The 26,792-nt window shown below is 40.4% G+C and carries 27 protein-coding genes and 2 pseudogenes; 12 read left to right on the top strand and 17 right to left on the bottom strand.

Features of this window, described 5'->3' with window-relative positions; genetic code table 11:
* Nucleotides 1-66: 66 nt before the first annotated feature.
* Nucleotides 67-966: a LysR substrate-binding domain-containing protein gene (locus GBN19_RS08315; protein WP_151777815.1), complete on the top strand. Its 900-nt coding sequence runs from the start codon at nucleotides 67-69 to the stop codon at nucleotides 964-966.
* A gap of 49 nt (nucleotides 967-1,015) precedes the next feature.
* On the opposite strand, the gene pdxR is transcribed toward GBN19_RS08315, so the two are convergent.
* Entirely contained in the window at nucleotides 1,016-2,491 is a 1,476-nt protein-coding gene (gene pdxR, locus GBN19_RS08310; protein WP_151777814.1) for a MocR-like pyridoxine biosynthesis transcription factor PdxR, read from the bottom strand.
* 117 nt (nucleotides 2,492-2,608) lie between these two features.
* Here pdxR and GBN19_RS08305 point away from each other — a divergent pair, with 117 nt between their 5' ends.
* The 3 genes from GBN19_RS08305 to GBN19_RS08295 all read left to right on the top strand — a co-directional run bounded on the left by GBN19_RS08305 (nucleotide 2,609) and on the right by GBN19_RS08295 (nucleotide 4,639).
* On the top strand, nucleotides 2,609-3,259 hold the full coding sequence (locus GBN19_RS08305) for an FMN-binding negative transcriptional regulator (RefSeq protein WP_151777813.1): 651 nt from the start codon (nucleotides 2,609-2,611) through the stop codon (nucleotides 3,257-3,259).
* A 22-nt stretch (nucleotides 3,260-3,281) separates the two neighbouring features.
* Nucleotides 3,282-3,866 carry a GNAT family N-acetyltransferase gene (locus GBN19_RS08300; RefSeq protein WP_151777812.1) on the top strand — a complete coding sequence of 195 codons (585 nt, stop codon included), beginning with the start codon at nucleotides 3,282-3,284 and terminating at the stop codon, nucleotides 3,864-3,866.
* Nucleotides 3,867-4,024: 158 nt separating this feature from the next.
* Nucleotides 4,025-4,639, top strand: a complete 615-nt coding sequence (locus GBN19_RS08295) for a CatB-related O-acetyltransferase (RefSeq protein ID WP_151777811.1) — start codon at nucleotides 4,025-4,027, stop codon at nucleotides 4,637-4,639.
* Nucleotides 4,640-4,797: 158 nt separating this feature from the next.
* Here GBN19_RS08295 and GBN19_RS08290 read toward each other — a convergent pair whose 3' ends face one another.
* The 4 genes and pseudogenes from GBN19_RS08290 to GBN19_RS16295 all read right to left on the bottom strand — a co-directional run.
* Entirely contained in the window at nucleotides 4,798-6,213 is a 1,416-nt protein-coding gene (locus tag GBN19_RS08290; RefSeq protein WP_151777810.1) for an aminotransferase-like domain-containing protein, read from the bottom strand.
* 97 nt (nucleotides 6,214-6,310) lie between these two features.
* Nucleotides 6,311-6,442: a hypothetical protein gene (locus GBN19_RS16225; RefSeq protein WP_266095378.1), complete on the bottom strand. Its 132-nt coding sequence runs from the start codon at nucleotides 6,440-6,442 to the stop codon at nucleotides 6,311-6,313.
* Nucleotides 6,435-7,394, bottom strand: a complete 960-nt coding sequence (locus GBN19_RS16300) for a cytochrome d ubiquinol oxidase subunit II (RefSeq protein ID WP_308469261.1) — start codon at nucleotides 7,392-7,394, stop codon at nucleotides 6,435-6,437. The genes GBN19_RS16225 and GBN19_RS16300 overlap by 8 nt, the downstream gene beginning before the upstream one ends.
* Nucleotides 7,389-8,563: pseudogene (locus GBN19_RS16295) on the bottom strand (cytochrome ubiquinol oxidase subunit I); the annotation flags it as partial. The gene GBN19_RS16300 and the pseudogene GBN19_RS16295, both read right to left, overlap by 6 nt.
* Before the next feature lie 357 nt (nucleotides 8,564-8,920).
* Between GBN19_RS16295 and GBN19_RS15750 the strand changes: the two are divergent.
* Nucleotides 8,921-9,076, top strand: a complete 156-nt coding sequence (locus GBN19_RS15750) for a hypothetical protein (protein ID WP_171494460.1) — start codon at nucleotides 8,921-8,923, stop codon at nucleotides 9,074-9,076.
* 26 nt (nucleotides 9,077-9,102) lie between these two features.
* The gene (locus GBN19_RS08280; protein WP_215903485.1) at nucleotides 9,103-9,906 is read left to right on the top strand and encodes a hypothetical protein; all 804 of its coding nucleotides are present in this window, start codon (nucleotides 9,103-9,105) and stop codon (nucleotides 9,904-9,906) included.
* 9 nt (nucleotides 9,907-9,915) lie between these two features.
* On the opposite strand, the gene GBN19_RS08275 is transcribed toward GBN19_RS08280, so the two are convergent.
* Nucleotides 9,916-10,962 (bottom strand): DNA-binding protein, encoded by a 1,047-nt coding sequence (locus tag GBN19_RS08275; RefSeq protein WP_151777808.1) that lies wholly within the window; start codon nucleotides 10,960-10,962, stop codon nucleotides 9,916-9,918.
* 194 nt (nucleotides 10,963-11,156) lie between these two features.
* On the opposite strand from GBN19_RS08275, the gene GBN19_RS08270 reads away from it, so the two are divergent.
* Nucleotides 11,157-12,110: a site-specific integrase gene (locus GBN19_RS08270; RefSeq protein ID WP_151777807.1), complete on the top strand. Its 954-nt coding sequence runs from the start codon at nucleotides 11,157-11,159 to the stop codon at nucleotides 12,108-12,110.
* A 1-nt stretch (nucleotide 12,111) separates the two neighbouring features.
* Here the strand turns inward: GBN19_RS08270 and GBN19_RS08265 are convergent, their stop codons facing one another.
* Complete coding sequence (locus GBN19_RS08265) at nucleotides 12,112-12,918, bottom strand: thioesterase family protein (RefSeq protein ID WP_151777806.1); 807 nt, start codon at nucleotides 12,916-12,918, stop codon at nucleotides 12,112-12,114.
* Between the two features lie 202 nt (nucleotides 12,919-13,120).
* Between GBN19_RS08265 and GBN19_RS08260 the strand changes: the two genes are divergently transcribed.
* Nucleotides 13,121-14,332, top strand: a complete 1,212-nt coding sequence (locus tag GBN19_RS08260; RefSeq protein WP_151777805.1) for a DUF1615 family protein — start codon at nucleotides 13,121-13,123, stop codon at nucleotides 14,330-14,332.
* Nucleotides 14,296-14,970 (top strand): HAD-IB family hydrolase, encoded by a 675-nt coding sequence (locus GBN19_RS08255; protein ID WP_151710650.1) that lies wholly within the window; start codon nucleotides 14,296-14,298, stop codon nucleotides 14,968-14,970. Before GBN19_RS08260 ends, GBN19_RS08255 begins: the two co-directional genes overlap by 37 nt.
* Nucleotides 14,971-15,000: 30 nt before the next feature.
* Here the strand turns inward: GBN19_RS08255 and GBN19_RS08250 are convergent, their stop codons facing one another.
* From GBN19_RS08250 to rpiA, 8 genes are all read right to left on the bottom strand, one after another.
* Nucleotides 15,001-15,348 (bottom strand): hypothetical protein, encoded by a 348-nt coding sequence (locus tag GBN19_RS08250; RefSeq protein WP_151777804.1) that lies wholly within the window; start codon nucleotides 15,346-15,348, stop codon nucleotides 15,001-15,003.
* A gap of 396 nt (nucleotides 15,349-15,744) precedes the next feature.
* Nucleotides 15,745-16,104: a YnfA family protein gene (locus GBN19_RS08245; RefSeq protein WP_151777803.1), complete on the bottom strand. Its 360-nt coding sequence runs from the start codon at nucleotides 16,102-16,104 to the stop codon at nucleotides 15,745-15,747.
* 3 nt (nucleotides 16,105-16,107) lie between these two features.
* On the bottom strand, nucleotides 16,108-18,378 hold the full coding sequence (gene clpA, locus GBN19_RS08240) for an ATP-dependent Clp protease ATP-binding subunit ClpA (protein WP_151777802.1): 2,271 nt from the start codon (nucleotides 18,376-18,378) through the stop codon (nucleotides 16,108-16,110).
* 12 nt (nucleotides 18,379-18,390) lie between these two features.
* Complete coding sequence (gene clpS, locus GBN19_RS08235) at nucleotides 18,391-18,798, bottom strand: ATP-dependent Clp protease adapter ClpS (protein WP_375707864.1); 408 nt, start codon at nucleotides 18,796-18,798, stop codon at nucleotides 18,391-18,393.
* Nucleotides 18,799-18,824: 26 nt separating this feature from the next.
* Entirely contained in the window at nucleotides 18,825-19,580 is a 756-nt protein-coding gene (locus tag GBN19_RS08230; protein WP_151777801.1) for a DUF6776 family protein, read from the bottom strand.
* Nucleotides 19,581-19,636: 56 nt separating this feature from the next.
* Nucleotides 19,637-20,686, bottom strand: a complete 1,050-nt coding sequence (argC, locus tag GBN19_RS08225; RefSeq protein ID WP_151777800.1) for an N-acetyl-gamma-glutamyl-phosphate reductase — start codon at nucleotides 20,684-20,686, stop codon at nucleotides 19,637-19,639.
* A 126-nt stretch (nucleotides 20,687-20,812) separates the two neighbouring features.
* A complete protein-coding gene (locus GBN19_RS08220) occupies nucleotides 20,813-21,481 on the bottom strand; it encodes a M48 family metallopeptidase (RefSeq protein ID WP_151777799.1) in 669 nt (222 codons plus the stop codon).
* Between the two features lies 1 nt (nucleotide 21,482).
* The gene (gene rpiA, locus GBN19_RS08215; protein ID WP_151710642.1) at nucleotides 21,483-22,169 is read right to left on the bottom strand and encodes a ribose-5-phosphate isomerase RpiA; all 687 of its coding nucleotides are present in this window, start codon (nucleotides 22,167-22,169) and stop codon (nucleotides 21,483-21,485) included.
* A 110-nt stretch (nucleotides 22,170-22,279) separates the two neighbouring features.
* On the opposite strand from rpiA, the gene ilvA reads away from it, so the two are divergent.
* A complete protein-coding gene (gene ilvA / locus GBN19_RS08210) occupies nucleotides 22,280-23,824 on the top strand; it encodes a threonine ammonia-lyase, biosynthetic (protein WP_171492633.1) in 1,545 nt (514 codons plus the stop codon).
* A 67-nt stretch (nucleotides 23,825-23,891) separates the two neighbouring features.
* Here ilvA and GBN19_RS08205 read toward each other — a convergent pair whose 3' ends face one another.
* Nucleotides 23,892-24,380: a hypothetical protein gene (locus GBN19_RS08205; protein WP_151777798.1), complete on the bottom strand. Its 489-nt coding sequence runs from the start codon at nucleotides 24,378-24,380 to the stop codon at nucleotides 23,892-23,894.
* Between the two features lie 154 nt (nucleotides 24,381-24,534).
* On the opposite strand from GBN19_RS08205, the gene GBN19_RS08200 reads away from it, so the two are divergent.
* Together GBN19_RS08200 and GBN19_RS08195 are read left to right on the top strand one after the other, a co-directional pair.
* Nucleotides 24,535-25,191, top strand: coding sequence for a potassium channel family protein (locus tag GBN19_RS08200; protein WP_151711054.1), 657 nt, complete (start codon nucleotides 24,535-24,537; stop codon nucleotides 25,189-25,191).
* Nucleotides 25,188-26,528, top strand: a complete 1,341-nt coding sequence (locus GBN19_RS08195; RefSeq protein ID WP_151777797.1) for a TrkH family potassium uptake protein — start codon at nucleotides 25,188-25,190, stop codon at nucleotides 26,526-26,528. The genes GBN19_RS08200 and GBN19_RS08195 overlap by 4 nt, the downstream gene beginning before the upstream one ends.
* Before the next feature lie 79 nt (nucleotides 26,529-26,607).
* On the opposite strand, the pseudogene GBN19_RS15915 reads toward GBN19_RS08195, so the two are convergent.
* Nucleotides 26,608-26,792: pseudogene (locus GBN19_RS15915) on the bottom strand (IS4 family transposase); the annotation flags it as partial.

Genomic DNA, 26,792 nt, shown 5'->3' with positions numbered 1-26,792 from the left:
TCATCTTTTTTGAATGAATGTATTTCTAAATTAAGAAAAACATATTGTGATTGTGGAATAATTGACATGTTTAAGCTCGACAGCAAACTTCTTGAAATTTTTTATTATATTTACAAATATAAGAATGTGTCCGCCGCGGCTGAAACTTTGGAACTGAGTCAACCTGCTGTCAGCAACTATCTCAATAAAATTAGAGCACATTTTAATGACCCGCTATTTTTGCGTGTGGGCAATGAAATGGTTCCCACCGAATTGTCTAAGCAATTATTTTCTCCAATCAGTGAAATTATTGGAAAAATTGAGAGTGTGAATAATTTTAAAGTTGATTTCGCTCCAGATCAGTCTGATCAATTATTTAGTATCGCCATGACCGACGTATCGCATTTGGTGCTGTTGCCAAAGCTGACCAAATACTTAAAACAATATGCGCCCTCTATTCGTTTAAAAGTTCGCCCGATTAGCCGTGAAACCAGTTATCAGATGGCGAATGGTGAAATTGATTTAGCGATTGGCTTTTTACCAGAGTTTGATCAGGGCTTTTATCAGCAACAATTATTTTCTCAGTATTATGTCGTCATTAGCCGCAAGGATCATCCACGAATTCAATCTGACCATCTCGATATTGAAACCTACATTCGTGAGTCACATGTCGATGTCGATACCAGTATTGGGCATTACCACATTGAAAATGAATTAATCAGCCGTGGGCTAAAGCGTAATATTCTGATGACTTTACCGAGTTATCTTGGTGTTGGGCTAGTTGTACAGGAAACAGATGCGATTGCCACGATTCCTTATTATCTCAGTGAAGTGCTACTCTCGCGAGGTAATCTGAAAATATTACAAGCACCCTTGGACTTCCCGACTTATCCTGTACGGCAGTATTGGCATACCTCTTGTCATCACCAAAGCAGTAATCAGTGGTTAAGAAAAGTCATCTTTGATTTATATAGCGCCGTTCCTTAACCCTAAAACAGCACTATTACAGATTGGGATTTGAGTGAAAACTATTTTTTTAATGTTCGTCATTGATCAGCTTAGATAAAATCTGAATGGCTTGTTCTAATTGATCTACATCGAAATCCCCTAATCCTAAAATCAAACCAGATCGCCGACTTGCTTCAGAAAAAGTAGGCGATATTGCCTTGACCGAAACACCAGATTCACCTGCTAATCGTGCAATTTTTAGATCATCTACAGAATTTGTGAACCAAAGTACCATATGCATACCCTGATCCCCCGACTCAATAAAAGCCTGTGTTTTGGGAATATAGCGATCAATCAGTTGAATAATCTGTTGGCGATTTTCAGCATATACATGACGAATACGGCGAATGTGTCGCTCTAAATAACCTTCTTGTATAAATGCAGCCAGCACATGCTGATCCGCAGAAGGAGGATGACGGTCAATCAATGCACGAAGACCGCAAAAAGCTGCAACCAAGACTTTGGGCAAGACAACATAGCCCAGTCTTAACGATGGAAAAAGAACTTTACTAAAAGTACCGAGATAAATGACCCGATCAGGTGCCATTGCATGCAGTGCAGGAAAAGGCTGACCGATATAGCGAAGCTCGCTGTCATAATCATCTTCAATGATCCACGCGCGTTGCTGTTTTGCCCATTCAACCAGTTCAGCGCGTCGAGCCAAACTCATGGGCATACCGAGTGGATATTGATGCGAAGGCGTAACAAAGGCAGCTCGTGCATGAGGTGCAAGTTCAATCCCTGTATGGACTAAAATCCCATCTTCATCGACAGGAATACGGCTGATCTGTAGATGCTGCAACGAATTTTCCAGAATCGCCGTTGTACCACGATAAGCTGGGTCTTCAACCCAAACAGCATCATGCTTGGTCAATAAGATTTGGCTACAAAGATACAGTGCTTGTTGAATCCCACTGGTAATCACAATTTGCTCAGGTTCACACTGCACCGAGCGCGAGCGCCGAACATAGTCAGCAATTGCCGAACGGAGCGCATAGACCCCTTGAGGATCATCATAGCCAGAAGGTGCTGCTACACCACGTGCACGAAAGCGATTGCCAAATTTGCGCCAAACATCACGAGGTTGCGTACGACCTATAGGAACAGAAACGGCAAATGGACGATGCGCTAAAGGCTTAAATTCTTTGAAAATTTTAGCATAGGCTTGTGCTGCATCAATCAAATTATCACTATCTATAGATTGGATAGATGTCGCCTGAGAACTTGGGCTTTTGAGTATATGTGAAACAAATGTTCCTTGACGTGCTCGCGCTTCAAGGACACCTTCAGCAATCAGTTGATCATAGGTTTCAATAATCGTACCGCGAGCGATCCCTAAAGTTTTAGCCAGTTCACGCGAAGCAGGTAGCGGATCACCTGCCTGTAAATTGCCTTGTTGTACCGCTTCTCTCAAAATTTGAATCAGTTGTGCGCTAATCTTACCTTCAGCTTTATTCAATTTAATAATTGAGGGAAGATCAATCACTTTTGCAATTCTTGCCATAATTCTGGTCTAGTTAAAATAAAATAAACTGGTTCTTTTAATAATCCAGTGAATCGCGGAAATTTACAACAATAACCTCATGTTTGGTTGAGCCACATTAAAAGAGTACGTGTAGCCATGTATATTCCCGCAGATTTTGAAATTCCAAATATTGATGTCATGCATCAACTGATTAAACAGCACGCATTAGGCATTTTATTTACGCACGGCAACAGTGGTTTAGATGCAAATCACATTCCTTTTGAACTCAGCATAGAGCAATCTGAGCTTGGGATATTACACGCACATGTGTCGAGAAATAATCCTGTCTGGCAAGATATTCAAGACGGCGATGAGGTACTGGTGGTATTTCGGGCAGGCGATGCCTATATCTCCCCCAATTGGTATCCGAGTAAACATGAACATCATCAGCAAGTTCCAACGTGGAACTACAAGGCGGTACATGCATACGGCACTGTAAAAATCCGCGATGATGAACGCTATGTTCGAGGTGTGGTCGCACGCTTAACGCGTACACATGAAGCCACACAAGCTGAACCTTGGAAAATGTCAGATGCACCAAAAGACTATTTAGAACCCATGCTAAAAGCCATTGTGGGGATTGAAATCGCAATCACCCGATTGCAAGGCAAAGCCAAACTTGGTCAGAACAAAGAGTATCGGGATATTTTAGGGGTTGCCAATGCCTTAACAGCAAAGGGGCAACAAATTATCGGTGATGCCATGCATCAAGTTGCTGTATCAAAAATAAAACAGTCATGTGAATAAAGAACAAATTGAGGAATCCACTATGCAATGGATCAAGCCAGTGACATTACTTGGGCAGCATGTCATTTTAAAACCACTCGATGAATCGCATCATGTTGAGTTGAGTGAAGCCGTACAAGATGGTGAGTTATGGAAACTGTGGTTCACTTTCATTCCAAGCCCAGAAAATATGCTGGCTGAAATTCAAAGGCGTTTAGCACTGCAACAGCAAGGTCAAATGCTGCCTTTTACAGTGTTTGAGCGCCAAAGTGGTAAGGTTTTAGGCATGACCAGTTTCATGAATATTGAGGCTTCACACCGTCGTCTGGAAATTGGCTCGACGTGGTATTGTCAATCAGCACAACGGAGTGCCGTCAATACCGAAGCCAAACAACTCTTGCTGAGCCATGCTTTTGAGGTTTTGAACTGTATTGCGGTTGAATTCCGTACATCATCCTTTAATTTTAAAAGCCGTACAGCGATTGAGCGTTTAGGTGCCAAACTGGATGGTATATTAAGAAGCCATCAGATTGTGAAAGATGATATTTTACGAGATACCTATGTCTACAGTATTTTGCGAAGTGAGTGGCCTGCGGTCAGACGCAATTTAGAATTTAAATTAAGTTAACGTCGTGAGGAGCAGATAAAGTACTTTGAAAGCACTTTATCTGTAAAGTCCGTATAGTTGTCGATCAAATTATTGCGATGTTTGATGCTTTAAAATAGTGATCTATCTACAGACCATGTAAAATCAATGATCTATTTTGATTGATCTAATCTGACGTCATGCAAGACTCCCCTGTAAAGCACTGGTGTGAATTTGAATTTATTTCAAAAACCGTAAAAAATCCTAACATCCATATTCGAGGGAATTACAGTTATTACAGTGCATATTGGGACAGTGGATTTGAACGCTGTGTCGTTCGCTATTTACATGACAAACCTTCGACTGTAGAACGCCCGATTGATCAGCTCTATATTGGTAATTTTGTCAGCTTTGGTGCTGAATGCGTGATTATGATGGGTGGGAACCAGTTGCACCGTACGGACTGGATTGCTGCTTTCCCGTTCGATACCCGCAGTTTTCTCCCCGCAGGCGATACGATCATTGGTGATGGTTGCTGGATTGGAAGTCGAGCCATGATTATGCAAGGTGTAACATTGGGTGAAGGTGCTGTGGTGGCAACGGGTGCTGTCGTCACTAAAGATGTCCCTGCTTATGCCGTAGTTGCTGGTGTTCCTGCCAAAATTATTAAATATCGTTTCCCAACCGATGCAATAGAAAAGCTGTGCTCTGCAAAAATTTATGATCTGGATGAAAAAGTCTTTTTAAAAATCAGAGAAAAACTTCAATCAGAGGATGTTGATGCATTATTGGCATTTCTTGATACTCAAGAATGAAATGCCAATTATGGTTATTTTAAGCATAAAAAAACCATATAGTCATAAGACTATATGGTTGAAAATTAGGAAACTACAGCGTATATATCCTAAAAAGTGGTTGAAATATATATGGGATACATTTTCCAGTCAAATTATCGAAAATGATTTTTATAGACTTAACAGTCATCTGATTGATGTTGAATTAAATAAATAACTTGTAGCAGTGCTTGTTGCATGGATAAATCCAGATCGAATGAGCAATTAATCCGAATAAAATTCTGTGAAGAAATATCTAGGCGAAACAAACTACTGGGTGCGATGGCAATACGTTGTTGTAATAGCTGTTGATATAAAACCGTACTATTCACATGCTCAGGCAATTTAATCCATAAAAAATAACCACTGGAATAATAATAAATTTCACAATCTTGAGATAAATGCGCCTTTAAAAACTGATAAAACGCCTGTTTGTTGTGTTCGAGCTGCAAGCGTAATTGTCGCAAATGTTTTTCATAATGATGACTCGACAAAAAATCAACTAAAGCGTGTTGTACGAGCGTACTGGCAGATAAGGTACTCATCAGTTGTAAGTGCTGAATAGCATTGGAAAATTTACCCACATGTACCCAGCCAATGCGTGTCCCCATCCCGATGGTTTTGGAAAATGAAGAACAATGCAGCACGTAGTTATGCTGGTCAAAGTATTTCATTGGTAAGGGTTTTTGTACGCCGTAGTACAATTCCTGATAAACATCATCTTCGATCAGATAGACCTGATGTTCATGCAGTAATTTGGCAATTTCAAACTTGATTTCATTGCTGACGGTAAAGCCAATCGGATTGTGTGTATTCAGCATTAGCCAGCAGACTTTAATTGGGTATTGATTCAATGCTGCTTCAAAAGATGCCAGATCAAAGCCATGTTGCGGATGCTCAGGAATGGTAATGACCTTCAAACCAAGACGTTCTGCGGCTTGCCATGCGCCGTAGAAGATATTTTGTTGCAACAGGATATAATCGCCTGCTTTGGTCAGCGCTTGCAGGGAAAGATTAAGCGCTTCCAATGCCCCTGAAGTAATCACAATATCATTGGCATCGGTTGGAATGCCTTGCAAGCTGTAACGGCTCGCAATAATTTTGCGCAGTTCCAGATTGCCTGGTGGCATACTGTCCGAGTTTAAGTAGCTGCGTTTACGCTTGGCGTGTTGCGCGATAATCTGCATGAGCTTGCTGTTATAGAGCAAATCTGAACAAGGAAATGCCGAACCGAGCGGCACAACATCCTCATCCTGCATGGCTTTTAAGAAATTAAACACCTGAGAGTTAATTTCAATATGATCATTAAGACTGGTTTCAGGATGATGCGCCAGTTCCTGTGTCGCCAAATTCCCTGCGACAAAATAACCTGATTTCTGTTTGGAATAGACCAAGCCCTGCGCTTCAAGCTCCTGATAGGCATTCAGCACCGTCATTAAACTAAAACCTGAACGCTGCACCTGTTCACGCAAAGATGGAAGTTTACTGTGGGCTTGCCATGAACCATTTTCAATAAGTGCTCGTATGCTACGCGCCAGTTGTTCTGATTTATACATAATTGATAAGGCAAACCCAAAGTTGGAAAATGATGGCTTCTTTCATCGTACTTTATGCGTTTAAGACAAACCCGATAAAAGAAACTTCGCTGTTGTTTTAGTGCAAACTGGCTTTGGCGAGTAGCAATAAACTACGGAAAATTCCCGCAATGACAGCCAAACTCAAAAAGCCGAATAGCCATAATACAATAAACCATTGCCATTGTTTGAGTTGCAGTCGTTTAGTCATGATAACCCTCATCACCAATACGCACTTTGTCTTTAAATACCCAATACGCCAAAGCTGTGTACACCAAGATAATCGGCAATAAAATACATGCGCCAATCAACGCAAACAGTTGACTGCTATACGGCGCGGCTGCCTGCCAAATCGTGACAGATGGCGGAATGATATTGGGCCACAGGCTAATCAGAAAACCGATATAAGCAAGCGTCACCAACGCGAGCATATACATAAACGGTTGATGTTCTAGGTGACGTTGACAGGCACGATACAGTTGATAACTCACAAAAATCACCAAGACAGGCACAGCACTTAAATAATAAATATTTGGTGTGCTAAACCAGCGTGTTGCAATTTCAGCATGTTGCAACGGCGTATAAATACTGACGCCAAGGAAAATTATCAGCAATCCTAGCAGGAGTTTGGGCATCAATTGATACATGCGTTGCTGAAGATCAGTTTCGGTTTTCATGATCAGCCATGCACAGCCCAAAGCCGCATAAACCAAGACCACGCCAAAACCTGTAAAGACAGAAAAAGGCGTCAACCAGTCCCAAGCCTCTTGCTGTGGATGGATTCCCTGAATATAAGCGCCTAAAATCATCCCTTGAAAGAAACTGGCAAGTACCGAATCCCAAGTAAACCCCAAATCCCACAAATAGCGACTACGATGTGCCTTAAAACGAAACTCAAATGCCACACCGCGAAAAATCAGTGCAACCAACATAAACATAATCGGTAAATACAGTGCTGACAGTACCATCGAATACACCAGTGGAAATGCAGCATATAACCCCGCTCCACCCAACACCATCCATGTTTCATTGCCATCCCACACGGGCGCAACCGTATTCATCATTACGTCACGTTGCTGCTTGTCAGTCACGACAGGAAATAAAATCCCGATGCCGAACACAATGCTATACACCACCACAAAAATCGTCAGGCTCAGTCCCACCTGTGGTGCAGATACCTGATGCGATAAACCATCAATGGTTTTTAGTAAGCCATATACCACCCACGGCTGGCGCCCAACTTCGGTCGTCACCCAACCTGCCAGTAAGGCAATATAGCCACTTGCGCCCATCAGCATGGCAAAGCGCAGAAAGCCACGACTGTCATATAAACGCTGGCGATAACGCAGCCATAATGCTAGTACCGACATCAATACCATCAACATGCCCATAGATACCATGACACGGAAGCTCCAGAACACCAGTAAGGCATTTGGACGTTCATCATGCGGGAAATCTTTCAGACCTGTCACAGCGCCGTTCATTGCATGGGTTAAAATCAGGCTACCCAAATACGGTACACCCAGTTCAAAATGGTTCTTTTCTTGCTGCATGTCAGGAATAGCAAACAGTAACAAGGGCATTGGCTGTTGATGATTGGTTTCCCAATGCCCTTCAGTCGCTGCCAGTTTGGCAGGTTGATGGTGTAAGGTATTTAAACCATGCTGATCTCCCACCACCAGTTGAAGACTAGAGGTCAGCAAGACCATCCATAGCCCCATTGAAAATGAGGTTTTGACCAAGGCATCGCGGCGACCTTTGAGTAAGTGCCATGCTGATGACCCAGTGACCAGTAAACCTGACACCAAAAATGCTGCGATGCTCATATGTGCAAAGCGATACGGAAAACTTGGATTAAAGACAATCATCCACCAGTCTTTCGGCACTAAAATGCCATGTTCAAGGGCAATGCCTTGAGGAGTTTGCATCCAACTGTTAGAGGATAAAATCCAGAACATGGAAATACATGTGCCGATAGCGACCATGAGCGTGGCAAAGAAATGCGATTTTTCACTGAATCGCCCCCAACCAAACATCATGATGCCCAAAAAGCCTGCTTCGAGGAAAAAGGCGCTTAACACTTCATACGTGAGTAACGGGCCTGTCACACTACCTGCAATTCGGGAAAATTCACTCCAGTTGGTACCAAACTGATATGCCATGACAATGCCAGACACGACGCCCATGGCAAATGCCACGGCTTAAACAAGTCCTGATACAGCGGATTGCGGCTACGCAGCCATTTCCATTCTAAAACAGCAAGGAAACAGGCTAAACCAATCGAAGTCGCAGGAAAAATAATATGAAAAGAAACGGTAAAGGCAAACTGCATTCTTGCCAAAGCGAAAGCGCTCAAACCAAAATCCATAATCACCCTCCCTGTACAAGAGTAGTGAATAGGTTGCAAAGATTCATAACAGATACTCTGTAAATGATGACTTTGTTATGATGCAGAGCACCATGTTAAATTGTTAGATACAAAACAATAACGAAAAAATATAACAGTTGATGGAAGGAATCCGCAAATTATTGGGATTTCCCACTCAAAAAGTCAGGTTTTTATCGGTTTAAATTGCATCTGCACTAAAAAATGGCTCATCTGTTATATTTTTTTATAACAGATTTGTATCTACTCAAAAGGCAGCATTCTACTCAAAATAGCAGCAAGTTCTATTGAGGAATTACGCACATGAACAACGATGATGAAAACAAAAAACCAGTACAAAAGTATGCGGATAGCGGCATTTCTGACAAAGCCTTTAAAAACTTGTTGTTTTGGTTTGCACTGTACGCCACTCTCTTTTGTATTGGTGTGGTCTTCGCTGTTGGGGCGGACATCAAATAATGATCCAGCGTATACGGGAGCCACTTATGTTCATTACGCCTGAACTACAACATTTGCCTCAGATTTTTAATTTACCGCAGCTTTCGGAAGCTGTGCAGCATCGCCTGAGCATGGAATACATGAATCTTGAGGGTGCGATTTTACGGGCAAAAGTGGTACGGGCATTTGGACTGCAAAATCTACATTATCTGATTCAAGATGCCGTACAGGAACAGGATGCCAACTTGGGATATGTATTTAGCCCCTTTATTTTTGCCAATTTGAACAAACCCTGTATCTATAGCACACCCCATACGACCAGTATTGACCATATTTTGGGTCGTTTTGGCAAGATTCAGCATAAAGTCAAAACCGATTATGCCTTGGATGCCATGCAGATGTATATCGATCTGCAAGATTCTCATTTTGCTACTCTGGAGATTTTGCAATTAGGTGTGTTGCGGGCCTTATGCCGACCCGATCTCAAGCATCTTTTTTTAATCACGCAATTCACTGAATTTGATCACAGTGCAATTGCACAGATTGAGCAGTTTTTAAATGTGCAGATTCATATTATTCATTCAGCAGTACGGAGTGATCTGCCAGTACCTTCAGCGAGTGAAATTAAACTCAAGAAATTACTGTTTAAACATAAAGATGCTCAATATATAGCGCTCTGTGAATACTTTTCTAAACAAAATGCAGCGCTGCTGAAATGCTGTGACAGTTTAAAACTGGAACAAAATACACGCTTGATTGAGGACATGTTCTACAGTGAACACATCTTCGAAAAAATGTCGGTTTATAGTGAATATATTCAGACGCTTTCCCAAAATGCACTGCATGGCTGAATACGCTATTTAGCCATCAGCAGATTTATTCTGTAGCACGGCATCAGGTGTTTTAGCTGCAAATTGTTGTAATAGATGATTTAACTGCTCAGAAAACTGCTGTTGCAAATAGAGTTCTGACTGCGTTTGTTTAAGCTTGCCTCGGGTTTGCTCAAGCTGCTGCTGTAGTGACTGGTGTATATGTTCAGCTTGCTCTAAGATCTCTTGCTGCTGCTGGACTTGCTGCTTCAGCATTGAAAATTCTTGTGTCTGTTGTAGATATTGTTGTTTTAAATCAGTCAGTTCATCTTGCTGTTGTTGATTGTGTTGCTGTAACTGCTGAACTTGATTGTGCTGTTGTTCCAGATATACAGCTTGTTTGGTGTGTTCAGTGTGCAATACAGACAGTTCATTGTTTTTGATCACAATGGTTTGCTGTAACTGCTGAATTTCAGTCTGTAATTGCTGCACCGCCTGATCATGACGCCGTAAATCTTGCTGACGCTGTTCCTTAACCGACTCTCGGTAATGCTCCAATGCTTGTTGGGCATGTTGAAATTTATCTTCAAGTGCAACGCGATGTTGTTCATTCTGCTCAAGTCTATCTTTTAAATCAGTGGTTTGCTGCTCTAAACGATTTCGCAAGATGGTTTCTTGTTGCAAGTTTTGCTGAAGTTGCTGCTGTATCTGTATCAGCTCATCCATCTGAGTATTTTTCTGATCAAGTTCTGTCTGTGTATCTGCCAATTGTGCATTTAGGCGTTGTAATTGCTGCTGTTGTTCTATTTCACGCTGCTGCATTTGTTCCTGAAAAACATTGATTTTTTCTTGTGCTTCCTGATGCAATTGTTCGGAAAGTCGTTGCACTAGATTTTGCAGCGTTTCACTAATGGAGGGTTGGGCAATGACATCACCCTCTTCGTCCTCAAGCTCTTTTAAATACTTATGAATTGTACTTTTTGAGCCTGTATTCCCCAGTTCAATCCGTACAGCATCGACAGATGGATATTTTTCTTGTGCTAACAAGGTATCACGGGCTTTCTTGACTTGTTGCTTGCTGAGACCTGTACGGGACATGCTGCACCTGAATATCATAATGTATTATGTAATACATAATAACATAATAAAAATAAGCTTCTTAATTTTATTTTTACATAAAAATAAAAGCTGGATAATTAAGGATTATCCTGTGTTATAGTGATTTAGACAAAATTAGGTAAATTTGACATTACACTTCGGTATGCACGCGATATTGGAGCTAAAAACGCAAAATGAATCGTCTGGATCAGTATTTACAGGCCGCAACACGGGAAAATACCCGAAAAAGCTACGCTTCTGCGCTCAGACACTACGAGGTGGAATGGCAAGGTTTACTGCCTGCGACTGCGGATAACATTGCTCAGTATTTGGCAGATCATGCCGAAAAATTATCAATTAACACATTAAAACAAAGGCTTGCAGCAATTTCGCAGTGGCATGTTGAGCAAGGCTTTCCCGACCCGACCAAAGCGCCTTTAGTGAAGCAGGTTTTTCGCGGTATCAAAGCAGTACATCCTGCTCAGGAAAAACAGGCAAAGCCTTTAGAAATCATAGAGCTAGAAAATATTGTTCATTATTTAGATCAGGAAATTGCGATACAGCAAACACAAGGAAATTTTGCTCAGGAAATGCGTTTAAAACGAGATAAATCTTTATTATTACTGGGTTTTTGGCGTGGTTTTCGTGGTGATGAACTCACCCGTTTGCAGGTTGAGAATATTCAAGTTATTCCACAAGAAGGCATGCAATGCTTTTTGCCCTTTAGTAAAACTGATCGGCAATTTCAGGGTCAAATATTCCAAGTGCCTGCATTAGCTCGACTTTGCCCCGTACAAGCTTATACAGACTGGATTGAAATCAGTGGTTTAACAGAAGGCTTTGTTTATCGTGGCATTCATCGTTATGGCAAGTTGTCAGATCAGGGCTTGCACATTGATAGTTTATTGCCTTTACTTCGCAAGATCTTTGCCCAAGCGCAAATCGCAACACCAGAACGTTATAGTACGCATTCATTACGCCGTGGTTTTGCCAACTGGGCGAGTCAAAGTGGTTGGGATGTAAAAACACTGATGCAATATGTCGGTTGGAAAAATGTTAACTCAGCATTACGTTATGTGGAAGCAGCCAATCCTTTTCAGGGATTTTCCAAGAATTGGCTAGAACATAAAAATGATGAGTCCTTTTAGTCTATGCCATTGGTCTTAACGTCAGGATTTGCTCACTTCGTCCGAACGGCCCTTGTTCATCATGTAAAATCGAGCTAGTTAGTCCGATCCCATCTTCGCCGTACTGTTGAACTGTTTCCAGTCCTAGCCAGCGACCATGTGGCATTCGGTGTAAATGGATTTGTAGATCTAGATTGGCAAATGACCAAGTAAATCCTCCTTTTTGGCGAGGGACAATCCCATTTGCTGTATCCACCAATCCCATTAAGTGTACAAAATCACTGGTTGGTTCATCTTCGACCATTTCAATATGCGTGTTTAACCAAACAATGCCTTTGCCTGCACGGGTCAGTGAAGCATGGGTTCTGACTTCGACACTTTCAATAAAACCGCCTGGCCATTGTTTTAAACGTTCTTCAGGTAAGCTATGTTCAGGTTGAGAAATGCTGTCATCTTCTAAACCTGCAATACTTCGGGTGTCGAGGGTTTGCATACGCCATGCGCGTGCCACAATACAGGTTTTCCCCTGAGCCAGCATTTTCGCTTCAATCAGTTCAATCGTACGACCTGCACGAATCACATGGGTTTGAATGGTAAATTCGCCTGCTGCAATTAAGCCAAAAATATCTAGACTAATTCGTCCAATACGCATATTTTCTCGGGGAAAGAATTGCTCTAGTTCAGCACACAGAATACCTGTAGCAGGTGCCATATGCTGTTCATGAGCATTCCATGCGCCTTGAGCATGGTTGGTTGAGTAATAATTTGCAGTTGTCGTTTGTTTTTCATCATCTTGATGGCGTTGTAACAGTTGATAATATGCAGTCATAATGTCCCTATATTTTGTTTTATTATTCTCACAAATTGTATGCTGATCATACAGTAAAACCAAGTCAGCTTCCTGAGCGTATCAGTCAGTCTTTAAAATGCTGCAAATCGATTGTCTAACAATATACATCTGTTATAAAACGCTCTACAATCGCCGTATAAACAGCCGCCTTGGCTTAATACGTGATTAGTGTTTAGCGTACATGAATAAATCTGATTTTTTATACCCGATTTGTCGGGTTTTAACTGTTTTGGCAGTCTCTACAGGCTTGGTGGCTTGTGGTGAAAATTCTTTATTTTCTAAAGATGATGAAAAAATTCTGAAAGAAAAACAAATCAAGCGCTTGATACCATCTCACGTGAGTAATCGTGAGTCTTGGGCAAAAGACATGAACGACATTATGGACGAACTTAAAATTGAAAAGTCCAAGGAAAATGTCTGTAGCATTGTAGCGATTGTCGATCAGGAATCGAATTTTGTTGCCAGCCCTCGCGTCCCTGGTCTTGGGCAAAAAGCAGTAGCAGAAGTGAATACTCGTTTAAAAGAGAAATTTACCGACAAATTGGGTGCAACGATTGGTACACCCATTGCGGGTTATTTTGAGAAAGTTCTTAAAACTCAGCCAACACCTGAAAATAGCTATTTAAAACAAATGGCAAAAGTCAAAACTGAACAAGACTTAGATGTTTTGTATCGTCAGATTTTTGACTATATGTCCAAGCATTATCATGTCAGTGCTTTAACAGGTGCAGCGAAATTGGTTGGTCAGGATATTGGTGAGCGGATGAATCCGATTACGACCTTGGGTTCTATGCAAGTTTTGGTGCGATATGCGCAAGATCATGAACGTGATCGAATGAATGTCAATGAACTACGTGATTATTTATATACCCAATATGGTGGTATGTATTATGGTATTCATCGCTTGATGCTGTATAAAGCGGACTATGACAAACCAATTTATCGTTTTGCCGACTATAACTCAGGCATGTATTCAAGCCGAAATGCTTCATTCCAAAAAGCACTGAATACATTGACTGATGCTGATTTATCTTTAGATGGTGATTTGTTGCTGTACGATAAAAACGAAGATGTCCAATCCACAAAAAGTTCAACTGAACTGGCACTGGCAAAACTATTTGCACAAAAAGGCGTGATTATTACGGCACGACAGTTGCGTAGTGATTTAAGAGAAGAGAAAACCGAAGATTTTGAGAAAACGCAAACGTATTTAGCTGTTGCAAAGCTATATAAACAGAAAACTGAAAAAGAAATGCCATATGCAGTCATGCCACAAGTGGTCATTTCTGGGCCAAAACTCAGCCGTGATTATAATACCAATTGGTATGCCAGTCGTGTAAATGGACGCTACGAATCATGTATGCATCGTGCCAAACGTCTAAAAACTTCATAAAGCAGCAAGCCAAGACCCTTGCCCTGTTTGATTTTGATGGAACACTGTGTTTAACAGACAGTTTTACACAGTTTATTTTCTATACCTTGTCAAAAAAGCATATTTTTCGGCAAGGTGTAAAAATTTTACCGTGGATACAAGGCTATTATTTAAATTTATATCCTGCACATGCCATGCGTGCCAAGCTCTATAGTCAAATGTTCAGCCAGCAAAAATATCCAGAAATTGAGCAACTGGCATGGGATTATAGTCACCAACTACTTGAACAACTCAACCCCGTGTTATTGGCACAATTGAAACAGCATCAGGACTTTGGACATGATGTTGCAATTGTATCCGCGTCTTTAGATCTGTATTTGCAGCCCATTGCACAGCACTTAAATGTCGCTCTCATCTGTACAGAAACTGAAAAACAACAGGATATTTTAACGGGTCAATATTCAAGTCCAGATTGTAGTAGTGAGCAGAAGAAATTAAGAATTTTAGCGAATTATAATATCGCAGAATATGATCAAATCTATGCCTATGGCAACAGCCATGAAGATGAAGAAATGTTGAATCTCGCTCAGCACCGTTTTATGGTTGGACAGGATCAATATTTACCGACGATTGATACACTCAAATTAACAGGCACATAATGTGCCTGTTTTAATTTAAGAAAATTTAAATTATGCCACTTTCGGAAAAAATACACTTTCGCCGTTAATCACACTTTGCATGGCTTGTGGGTGGAAATTTAAACTCAGTACATGATTATCGAGATGGATATCATATTTATGGACTAAGTTGACGATACCTTGATGCGTATTGATTAAATATTCATCCACAATATTTAAAATACCTTCCAAATTCACTGTACTTGATGCACGGTCATAACTGAATAAATCATAAATTGTTTGCAGATTAAAATGCACTTCCTGTTCCATAGGATGCTGTTTGATATACTTTTCCAAAAACAATACCATTTTGTGTGCAAAGAAAAAGTAGTTCGGTTTGTGTAGGTATTGCATATTCATTGCTTTCTCCTTAAAGCAGCCTTGATTAAATCAAGTGAATCAATAGGTTTAACTTAAGAATACTTCCTTAAAAAAATCTTAAAAAACCAATATTTTTACATTTATTATCATATTATGAAAATAATTATATTTTTAAAAATTAACCAAAATTAAAATCTATAGTTTAGAAAACCATTGAATCTACACAGCAATGTCTTTCAGAAAAATGTCAGTTCTTTGTATTTTTCTTATTTGCTATTAAAAAATCATAATCCAAAATTTAGGTAAAAATCTGTAAAAACTGCTACTTTTTTTACATGTTGCCAAGCGTACCATTTCATAATGGTTTTAACTATTCTGCCCAATTAAGTAATCAGCTATACATTTTTTAAAATTTAAACCGTACTTAAGCTATTTTTAACGAATTAAACCTTGTGGCTGCAACATGATCATTCCTGCTCCAATTAACACAATAACGCCCCCTAAAATATCCCACCGTGTTAATGCAACCTGATCAACGAAACGCAGCCATAACAATGCGGTAAAAATATAAACGCCACCATACGCCGCATAAATCTTGCCCGATGCTACTGGATGTAAAGTCAGCAACCACACAAAGACCATCAGACTGACTGCCGTTGGTATCCATAACCATGCTGTTTTCCCTTGATTCAAAATCAAATAAGGAAAATAACAGCCCAATAATTCAGCGATAGCAGTTAAAAAGAATAACCCAAATACACGGAGTATTTGGGTTATCGATAAGATTTCATTCATAGATTATGCAGGTTCAGCCGTTTGATCTTCAAAGACAGTCAATTGTAAGCCAATATCTTTACCATCTTCTTTTTTCACAGTAACAGCGACATTGCCACCATATTCAGCCAACTCACCAAACAGAATCATTTCTGCAAGCGGTTTTTTCAAATGTTCTTGAATCAAACGTTGCATTGGGCGAGCACCCATTAAGCGATCATAGCCATTGGCTGCTAACCAGTCACGGGCACTCTGATCAACCTCAAGTACCACTTTCTTATCATCAAGTTGAGCTTGTAATTCAGTTAAGAATTTATCAACAACTGAGTCAATCACCATAGTTGGCAAAGCTTTGAACTGAATCACACCATCTAAACGGTTACGGAATTCTGGTGAGAATGCACGTTTCATTGCTTCTTGATTATCATTACTATTATCTTGTTCTGTGAAGCCAATACTGCTGCGTGAAATACTTTCTGCACCAATATTGGTGGTTAGAACCAAGATCACATTACGAAAATCAGATTTACGTCCATTGTTATCGGTCAATGAGCCATGATCCATGATTTGTAATAACAAATTATACACGTCTGGATGTGCTTTTTCGATCTCATCGAGTAATAACACGCAATGCGGATTTTTATGAATCGCATCGGTGAGTAAACCACCTTGGTCAAAACCAACATAGCCAGGAGGTGCACCAATTAAGCGTGAAACAGCATGACGCTCCATATATTCCGACATATCGAAACGAACCAGCTCTACACCTAAAAGTTTCGCCAATTGTTTTGTGACTTCAGTTTTACCTACCCCTGTTGGGCCTGCAAAGACAAAGTTACCTACAGGTTTATCTGGAGATTTTAGACCAGCACGTGACAATTTAATCGCTGAAGCCAAAGCAGTAATTGCTTCATCTTGACCAAATACCACACGTTTCAAGTCACGTTCCAGATTTTCCAAGATGCTTTTATCATCTTTAGACACTGTTTTTGGTGGGATACGTGCAATTTTTGCAACAATATCTTCAATGTTTTCAACAGTAATCAGAATATCATCTTTTGGTTTTAGACGGCGCTGTGCCCCAGCCTCGTCAATGACATCAATTGCTTTATCTGGCAAGAAGCGGTCATTAATAAATTTTGCAGATAATTCAACCGCTGAAACCAAAGCTTTATCATCATATTCAACATGATGAAACTCTTCAAACTTGCTTTTTAAACCACGTAAAATTTCAATAGTTTCACTAATGCTTGGCTCATTGACATCAACCTTTTGGAATCGACGAGACAAAGCATGGTCTTTTTCAAATACCTGACGGTATTCTTGAAAAGTTGTTGAGCCAATGCAACGTAAAGAACCATTCGCCAATGCAGGTTTAATCAAATTCGATGCATCCATAGTGCTGCCCATGCTTGAGCCTGCACCAATAATCATATGAATTTCATCAATAAATAGAATTGCATTCGGATTTTTCTTCAACGCAGCCAACAATTGTTTCAAGCGTTTTTCAAAATCACCACGGTATTTTGTACCTGCAACCAATGCACCAATATCTAAACTATAAACTTCAGCTTTTGCCAATGGTTGTGGCGCTTTACCATTTACAATTAACCATGCCAAACCTTCAGCGATTGAGGTTTTACCAACGCCAGGGTCACCCACAAGCAATGGATTATTCTTACGGCGACGGCAAAGAATTTGTGCAGTGCGTTCGATTTCTTTTTCACGACCAATCAGTGGATCTGTTTTGCCTTTAGCCGCTTCAGCATTCAGATTTGTAGTGTATTGCTCTAATGGGCCATTGGCTGTATTGGCAGTTTCACCATCGAGATCATCAGATTCTTCTTCAACCTGAATTTCCTCTTTACGTGCGCCATGTGAAAGATATTGAGTTAGCGTTAAACGGTTAATTTGATGGCGTTTTAATAAGTAAACAGCAAAAGTATCTCGCTCAGAGTACATGGCAACCAGTACATCTGCACCTTCTACTGTACGATCACCACCACTCGACTGAACATGGAAAATTGCACGCTGTAAAATACGGTCAAAGCTTTCGGTCGGATGTGGAGCTTGCTCACTATTTTCACCAAGTTTTGGTGTGTGTTGCTCAACGTATTCTTCTAACTCTTTACGTAGCGTAACAACATCTGCACCACAAGCTTTTAAAGCATTGACCGCAGAATCATTATCAAGCAAAGCAAGGAGTAAATGTTCAACTGTCAAAAACTCATGTCTCTTTTGTCGAGCCATGCTGACAGCTAAACGCAATGATACTTCTAATTGGCGACTGAGCATGTGACCCCCTTATTATGATTTTGGCTCAATCTGGCAAAGTAATGGATGACCTTGGGACCGAGCGTAGTTATTGACCTGATTTGCTTTTGTCTCAGCAATATCTCGAGGGTAAACGCCTGCAACACCTTTCCCCTCATAATGTACAGTTAGCATTACTTGAGTAGCTTGGTCAAGATTCATTGCAAAGAATTCTTGTAAAATTTCAATAACAAAGTCCATTGGGGTGTAATCGTCATTCAACAACACCACAGCGTACAAAGGTGGACGCTTTAATTCAGGTGGTGCAGTTTTCACAGCAAGATCAGAATCTGGATGATCATCTTCTGTTGAATCATGCATGATTGGGGTTAAATGCCAATCTACATAGCCTGATTGCTGAAAAGCTGCTCTTACATCATTTAAACAAATTTTTCGTTTCATTCTGATTACAACATCTAATGCCATGATTATTGGGTACGTGCTTCTGCTTGTGGAACTTCAGACACAAAAGCTGGTGAGTTTTTAACTTCTTCACCCTGTAGCCAACTAAAACGTCGAACTTCAGGAACTGATCCGTTGACATGAATTTCAATATATTGTGGTACAAAGCCTTTTGGCATCGTCCAACGACCCGTTAGACGCTCAAAGTCCATGAAATTAAAATTACTGTCTTCCATTGGCACGACCAAGACTTCTGAACCACGAATTAAACGAATTTCAATAGAGCCTACAGCACGACTGTTATTTGGACTCACCTGCGCCAAATCAAGCTGATATTCATAGGCATTTTCAGGGAGAGGTTTAACACTTAAGTTTTGTATAGTTAGACTTAAACCACCGCGCTGACGTAATACTTCACGATAAATCTGACTTTGCGATTGCGCAATCGATAAATCATCCTTAGCTTGATTCAGGGCGGTCGTTAAGTCATTGGTATTGCTCACTGCAATATCACGCTCCTGAACAGCCATGTTATAGCTTTTATTCAAACTTGCTAAGGTATCTTTCTGCTTTTGTACAACTTCAATCAACGCTTGGGCATCCGCATCGTAACCTACAACGGATAGACCTTGTCGGTGCCCTACCGAATATCCGAGTATGGTTCCACCACACAGCAGCACAATTCCAGCCAATATCAAGAATTTATTGGTTTGTAAAAAAGAGGGTTTTGGCTCAGCGTATGAGTCTAGAGGATTATTCGATTCTGTAGTTTGATCTGTCATCACGAATGCTCAATTTTGCTGTGCCATCACCATGATGGCACATCCTACTTAAAACGTTATGGTAATAAACCAATCCCTGCCAAGCCTTCATCTTCTGCAAAACCAAACATGATATTCATGTTTTGCACTGCTTGACCTGCAGCACCTTTCACCAAGTTATCTTGGGCAGAAAGTACAATCAGTTTATTTGGGCTTGGTTTGTGTAGCGCAATGCGCAATTGATTTGCGCCACGTACACTTCGTGTTTCTGGAGAGCTTCCTGCGGGCATGACATCAACAAAAGCTTCATTGGCATAGAACTGCTCATATAATGCCTGTAAATCAATTGCTGCACCTGCTTCTGTCAAATCCACATAGATCGTACTCAACATGCCACGAATCATTGGAACAAGATGCGGAACAAAAATAATCTGTTCAAATACACCTTTTTGACCTGAAATATTTTCAAGTGCTTCCACAATTTCTGGATGGTGACGATGCCCTGCAACACCATAAGCTTTAAAGTTATCTGCATTTTCTGAGTAGATCATGCCAAGGCTTGCTTTACGACCTGCACCAGATACACCTGATTTTGCATCAATAATAATACTTTCAGGTTTAATTAGATCTTGTGCTGCTTTCAGGACTGGTGCTAGACCAAGTTGAACTGTGGTTGGATAACAACCCGGATTACCAATGACGTTGGCATTTTTGATTTGCTCACGGTTTAATTCAGATAAACCATAAACAGAATCTTTTAATAATTCTGGGCAGGCATGCTGCATGCCATACCATTTTTCAAATTGTTCTAAATTCTGTAAACGGAAGTCAGCCGCCAAATCAATGACTTTAGTGTTGGCTTCGATCAACGCTTGCGCATGCTGCATCGCTACGCCATGTGGTGTAGCAAAAAATACAACGTCACATTGTTTAAGGACATCTAAATCTAAATCGGAAAATTCTAAATCGGTATGCCCGCGTAAACTTGGGAACATATCGGCAACACGCTTACCTGCTTCAGTTCGTGATGTAAGCACTCGCACTTGTACTTGTGCATGTTTCAGTAGAAGACGAAGTAATTCAACGCCTGTATAACCTGTGCCACCTACAATACCCACTGAAATCACGTTGTATTACCTCATGTTGTCTTTTAAAAAAAATAAGTTGAGCTAGTATGACAGGAAGATGAGGTTTTCTAAACCTATTTCATAATCAACTGCATAGATTTTTCATGTATCAAATTTTATTTAAGATTAAACCAGCCACCAATTTGCCCACTGCACCATTTTTAATTGTTGGCGATGTTGCTGAAAATCAGCATCATGTCGCGCCACTTCCTGCCAGAATTCTGCACTATGATTAAAATAACGGGTATGTGCAAGCTCATGCACACAAACATAATGGATTATTTCTTTTGGCAATAAAACCAGTGCGGCATTTAGCATAATTTTCTGTTGTGTACTGCAACTTCCCCAACGCGATTTGGCAAAGCGTACCTGACAGGACTGATAAGACAAACCCGTCTGTTGGCTAATTTCTTGTAAAAGATCAGGTAAAACCTGTTTGGCATACGCAATCACAAAGCTTTTCAAGGCTTGTTCTGGTGCCTGCTGATTCACAAAAACAATGGCTTGTTCTGCTTTAAAGCTAAAACCAGCTCGTTGCTCTCGCTGCACAATCTGGACTTGAGGATAGTATAATAGTGATATGTTTTCAGGAAAATGAACGGGGCTTTGTTGTTGGACTTTTTGCCAAGTCTCTTGTAACCATGATTCTGAGTCTTTTAGGAATTGTTGAATTTGCTTCGCTCGACAACGCAGAGGAACTGTTAAACGAATTTCATGGGTATAGACACGCAAGCGCAACTGAGTTGCCCTTGCATGACGTACAATTTTAACTTCAGGTAAATGAACCTGCGACATGTTAAACAGCGAAACGTTCTTCAATGCCGTTGTTGGTTGCAACAATCGCAATATCTGCCTTGTTTAAGGCAAAAATACCATTGGTCACCACACCCGGAATATTATTGATGGTTTTTTCAAGATCCAACGCATCCAAGATATTTAAGTTATAAACATCTAAAATCACATTGCCATTATCCGTCATGACCGCATGTTCGTCTTCATTCATACGAAATACTGGATCACCACCTAAAGAAACCAATTTACGGGCAACCGCAGAACGTGCCATTGGAATCACTTCAACTGGCAGTGGGAACTCACGACCCAATTGTTCAACCCATTTAGAGTCATCCACGATACATACAAATTTACGGGCAATCGACGCCACAATTTTTTCACGAGTCAGTGCTGCACCGCCGCCTTTGATCATGTGCAAGTGACGATCAATTTCATCTGCACCATCGACATAAGCATCGAGGCTACCCACTTGGTTCATATCGATCACTTCAATACCAAGTTTAGTTAAACGTTCCGCAGTTGCTGTTGAGCTTGCTACTGCGGCTTCAAGTTGTAATTCTGGTAATAAATCAATTAAGAAGTTGACGGTACTGCCTGTACCAACACCTAAAATGCCGCCTCTTGGCAAATGTTTCAACGCTGCTTCTGCTGCGGCTTGTTTTTTCGCATCTTGGGTTGCATATAGACTCATAATGGTTTTAACTCAATATCTCAAATGATGAAAGATTTAGCGTAATTTAGCCGCCCAAAAGACAAGCGGTTTGTTACAATGCTAGCCTATTTTAAACTGTTAAATGGAATATGAACATGTTGTTTCGCTTGGTAAGACAAATTTTACAAGCAACAGTCTATGACGTTGCAATTGAATCTCCTCTCGAAGCAGCACCACGAATTAGTCAAAAACTTAACAATAACATTCGTCTGAAGCGTGAAGATTTACAACCTGTTTTTTCTTTCAAGCTGCGTGGTGCTTATAACCGGATCAGCCAACTCCCTAAAGAACAGTTAGAGCGTGGTGTAATTACAGCCTCAGCAGGTAACCATGCACAGGGCGTGGCATTGTCTGGCGCGAAACTGAATATTCCAGCCATTATTGTAATGCCACAAACCACGCCAGATATTAAAGTTCAAGCCGTAAAACGTCTTGGTGGACAAGTTGTGCTACACGGCGATGCTTTTGATGCTGCCAACAAATACGCACAGCAACGCGCACAAGAAGAAGGTCTTACATTCATTCCACCGTATGACGATGAAATGGTGATCGCTGGTCAAGGCACAATTGCCAACGAAATTCATCGCCAATGGCGCGAAGTCGATTACATCTTTGTTGCTGTTGGTGGTGGTGGTCTGATTTCAGGAATTGCTGCTTACTTTGGTGAAGTTGCACCGCATGTCAAAGTTGTTGGCGTTGAATATGATGAATCTGCATGTTTAAAAGCCGCTCTAGCAGCCAATGAACGTGTTGTTCTACCTCATGTGGGTTTATTTGCTGACGGTACAGCAGTTGCACAAATTGGTGCATTGCCATTTGACATTTTGCGTATGGACAAGTCCGATGGTTCAGGCAAAGTGATTGAGCCTGAAATCATCACCGTGAATACCGATGAAATCTGCGCAGCGATCAAAGACACTTACGATGAAACCCGCAGTATTGTTGAACCATCGGGTGCAATGGCACTCGCTGCAATCAAGAAATTCGTTGCTGAAACCCATATTCAAGGCAAAAACATGGTGTCTATCGTGTGTGGTGCCAATATGAACTTTGACCGTTTGCGCTATATTGCCGAACGTACAGAGCTAGGTGAACACCGCGAAGCTATTTATGCTGTCACTATTCCAGAAGAAAAAGGTTCATTCCTTAACTTCTGCCGTGCCTTACAAGGTCGTAATATTACCGAATTCAACTACCGCTGTAATGATGAGCATTCTGCTCAAGTGTTTGTGGGTATTAGCTTAAAAGGTGGTCAGGCTGAGCGTAAGGAAATCTTTGAGTCACTCAAATCCAGTTACGATGTGGACGATTTGTCCGATGATGAAGTTGCAAAACTACACATTCGTTATTTAATCGGTGGTCATGCCAATATCGACAATGAACGTTTATTCCGTGTCGAATTCCCTGAACGTCCAGGTGCATTACTCACCTTCCTTGAACGCTTAGGCCCAACACACAACATCACATTATTCCATTATCGTAACCACGGTGCTGCCGAAGGACGTGTTTTGGTTGGCTTACAAGCTACTGATGCCGATGAAAAGCCAGATGTGTTGATTGAAACTTTAGAGAAAATTACGTATCCGTATGAAGAAATTAGCCAAAACTTGGGCTATAAACGCTTCTTAAAATAAGCGCATACTGCATAAAAAACCGATGTTTTTACATCGGTTTTTTTATTTTCAGATCATGTAATCAGGCTTAGTGTTCAACCAAGAATAGATTGTCTTTGGCAAAAATAGAATTAAAGGACTGAATGAGTTTTTGGATTTTTTCATCATGGTTAGGTACAACCATCCAATAAGGATTTTCACGTACCACCACCAATAATTTTAATTCGAGTGGATCTGCAACCGCTTTAATATTGTCAAATAAAGTGTCAAACACCGTATCATAAAAATCAATTGCCTGATCACATTCATCTTCCTGATCTTCGTCGGGTAAAGCGGCTTCAATATCATGATCAATCTTTTCTTGTAAGGCTGAAATATCGACCTGATGCTGCTGGAATAATTGGCAATCTTCCAAACCATTATCAAAATATTGTTTTAATTCGACATATTGTAAATTTGACCCTTGTTGATTGAGCCAATCACACAGCGTTTCAAAGTCATCTTTCTGTTCAGGTAAATGCGCCGTTTCTAATGGGCGAAAACTCTGTTTTAATGTTGAATATAGTTGGTTAATCATGTTTGCTCTTCTTATTGGATAACATCTGAGGTTATATTAAAAGAATTTTCTGATTGTTGAAAAATTTTTTTATTACATTCCATCACTTTTTGTTTAAACCAAGAATAATTAAGATATTTTTATACTGTTGTGCCACTTGATATATAGGAACATTATGGCAATTTTTACTGTTATTGGTTTGGGTAGTTTTGGTGAAACTGTTGCAACTGAATTAACCCGACTCAATCATGATGTGATCGGCATTGATACGGTTCAGCGCAATATTGAAAATGTTGCTGATCGTATCACACATGCTGTGATTGCCGATGCAACCGACGAGAAAGTGCTTGAAGAATTGAATGTTCAGAAATGTGAAGCCGCAATTGTAGCAATTGGTGAGGATATCGAAGCCAGTATTTTATGTGTACTGAATTTAAAAAATTTAGGGGTTAGCAAAATTTGGGTAAAAGCCAAAACCAAATCCCATCATATGATCTTGTCTCATTTAGGCATTGATAAGATTATTCACCCTGAACAAGATATGGGCATCCGTATTGCACATACACTCAGCTACCCAATTGTTAGCCGTTATATGGCTTTAGATCATGATCGTTTTATTGTCAAAATTGTGATTCCAGCACAGTTACAAGGCGCACATTTAGCTGATTTAATGCGCATTTCCAGTATGGTACGTGTTCTCATGCTCAAGCGTGGCACAACAGTTTTTTATGAAACAAATGCACATTTCACCACCTTACAGCAAGGTGATTTACTGATTTTAGAGGGTTTACAAAGCGACTTACAGCGCTTATCCGAGAGCTTTAGTCCATGATTTATCTCAAATCTGCACCAAAAAAAACACTCAATATCAGTCCACCTAAACTTTTGGCTCTCGGCTTTCTCAGTTGTATTTGCATAGGTACAATCTTACTCAAACTACCTATGGCACATTATGCTGATTTATCTTGGATGGATGCTTTATTTACTGCAACATCTGCCGTGACCATTACAGGGCTCTCGGTGATTAATATCGGTGAATCACTCACTCCATTTGGACAAGTGGTTTTACTGACCTTAATTCAAATTGGAGGATTAGGATTTACCACCTTCGCTGTATTGGCTGCCATGAGCCTGTCACCCAATTTGGGTTTACGCCAACAACTCATGGTGCAAGATACACTTGGACAAACCAGTTTAAATAAAGCGGTTTTAATTGCAAAGAATGTCTTTTTATATACGGTATTTTTTCAGGCAATTGGGATACTGATCTTAACACTCCTTTGGCTCCCCGAATTTCCCCTGAGTACCGCCCTGCACTATGCTATTTTTTATAGTATTTCTTCATTTAATAATGCAGGCTTTGCGCTTTCCCCGCATGGACTCGTCGATTTTTATCAAGATTATTGGATTTGTTTCTGCATTAGCTGTTTATATAGTATCGGCGGATTAGGTTTTTTGGTGTTAATGGACTTAAAGCGAACCTTACGTTGGAAGAAACTCAGCGCCAACAGTAAATTGGTTTTAATGACAATTGCTGCACTCAATATCATTTCATTTGTTTTGATTTGGATATTAGAAGCCAATAACCCGCTAACGTTAGGAAATATGTCTCTGACCGATCAAGCTGTGAATGCTTGGGTACATGCAACCGTTCCTCGTTCGTCAGGATTTAATACTGTTGATTTAGGACAAATGGGCAATGCGGCAACACTACTGACAATGTTACTCATGTTCATTGGTGGTGGGTCTTTAAGTACCGCTGGTGGGATTAAAGTTGGGACGTTTATTGTTTTAGCCTGTAGTGTGGTGGCATTTTTAAGACGTAGTGATGAAATTCGGATTTTTAGACATTCCATCTCACATGAAACTGCATTTAAAGCGTTGGCTGTTACCTTAATTACATGCATGCTGATTTTTCTTGGTCTGTTTGTAATGCTGATTTTAGAACCAAATAAAAATTTTCTCGACTTACTGTTTGAAGTCATGTCAGCCGCATGTACAGTTGGACTTTCTCGTGGCGTAACCAATGAACTCAGTCCATCGGGGTTATCTCTTTTATGTATTCTGATGTATGCAGGACGTTTAGGTCCTCTGACATTGGCTTATTTAATTGCAACACCAAAGAAAAGTCGTTTAAAGCATCCAACGACAGATATTCAAATTGGTTAGTATGTCCTATAGCTCTATATTGCTTAGGCTATTTTAGCATCATGAATAAAAAACCATGCCTTGCATTAATGCCAGTCAGTTAAGCTGATTGGCATTTTTTCTTTGGATATTTTGCAGGTTTTCCTTTAACTACTCTCGGACACAGCCTATGCCTTTTTTCAGGTAATACATACATTTTTGAACTTTCTAATAAATGCTCTAAATGTCTAGGCAAATTACCTGCCGACTCTAAAGGCGTATGCCTCAATATATTGATAATACTCA

The organism is Acinetobacter brisouii (assembly GCF_008993995.1).
GTDB lineage: Bacteria > Pseudomonadota > Gammaproteobacteria > Pseudomonadales > Moraxellaceae > Acinetobacter > Acinetobacter brisouii_A.
Note: the sequence above shows the minus strand (reverse complement) of the source record. Positions and strands in the feature narration are given on the sequence as shown.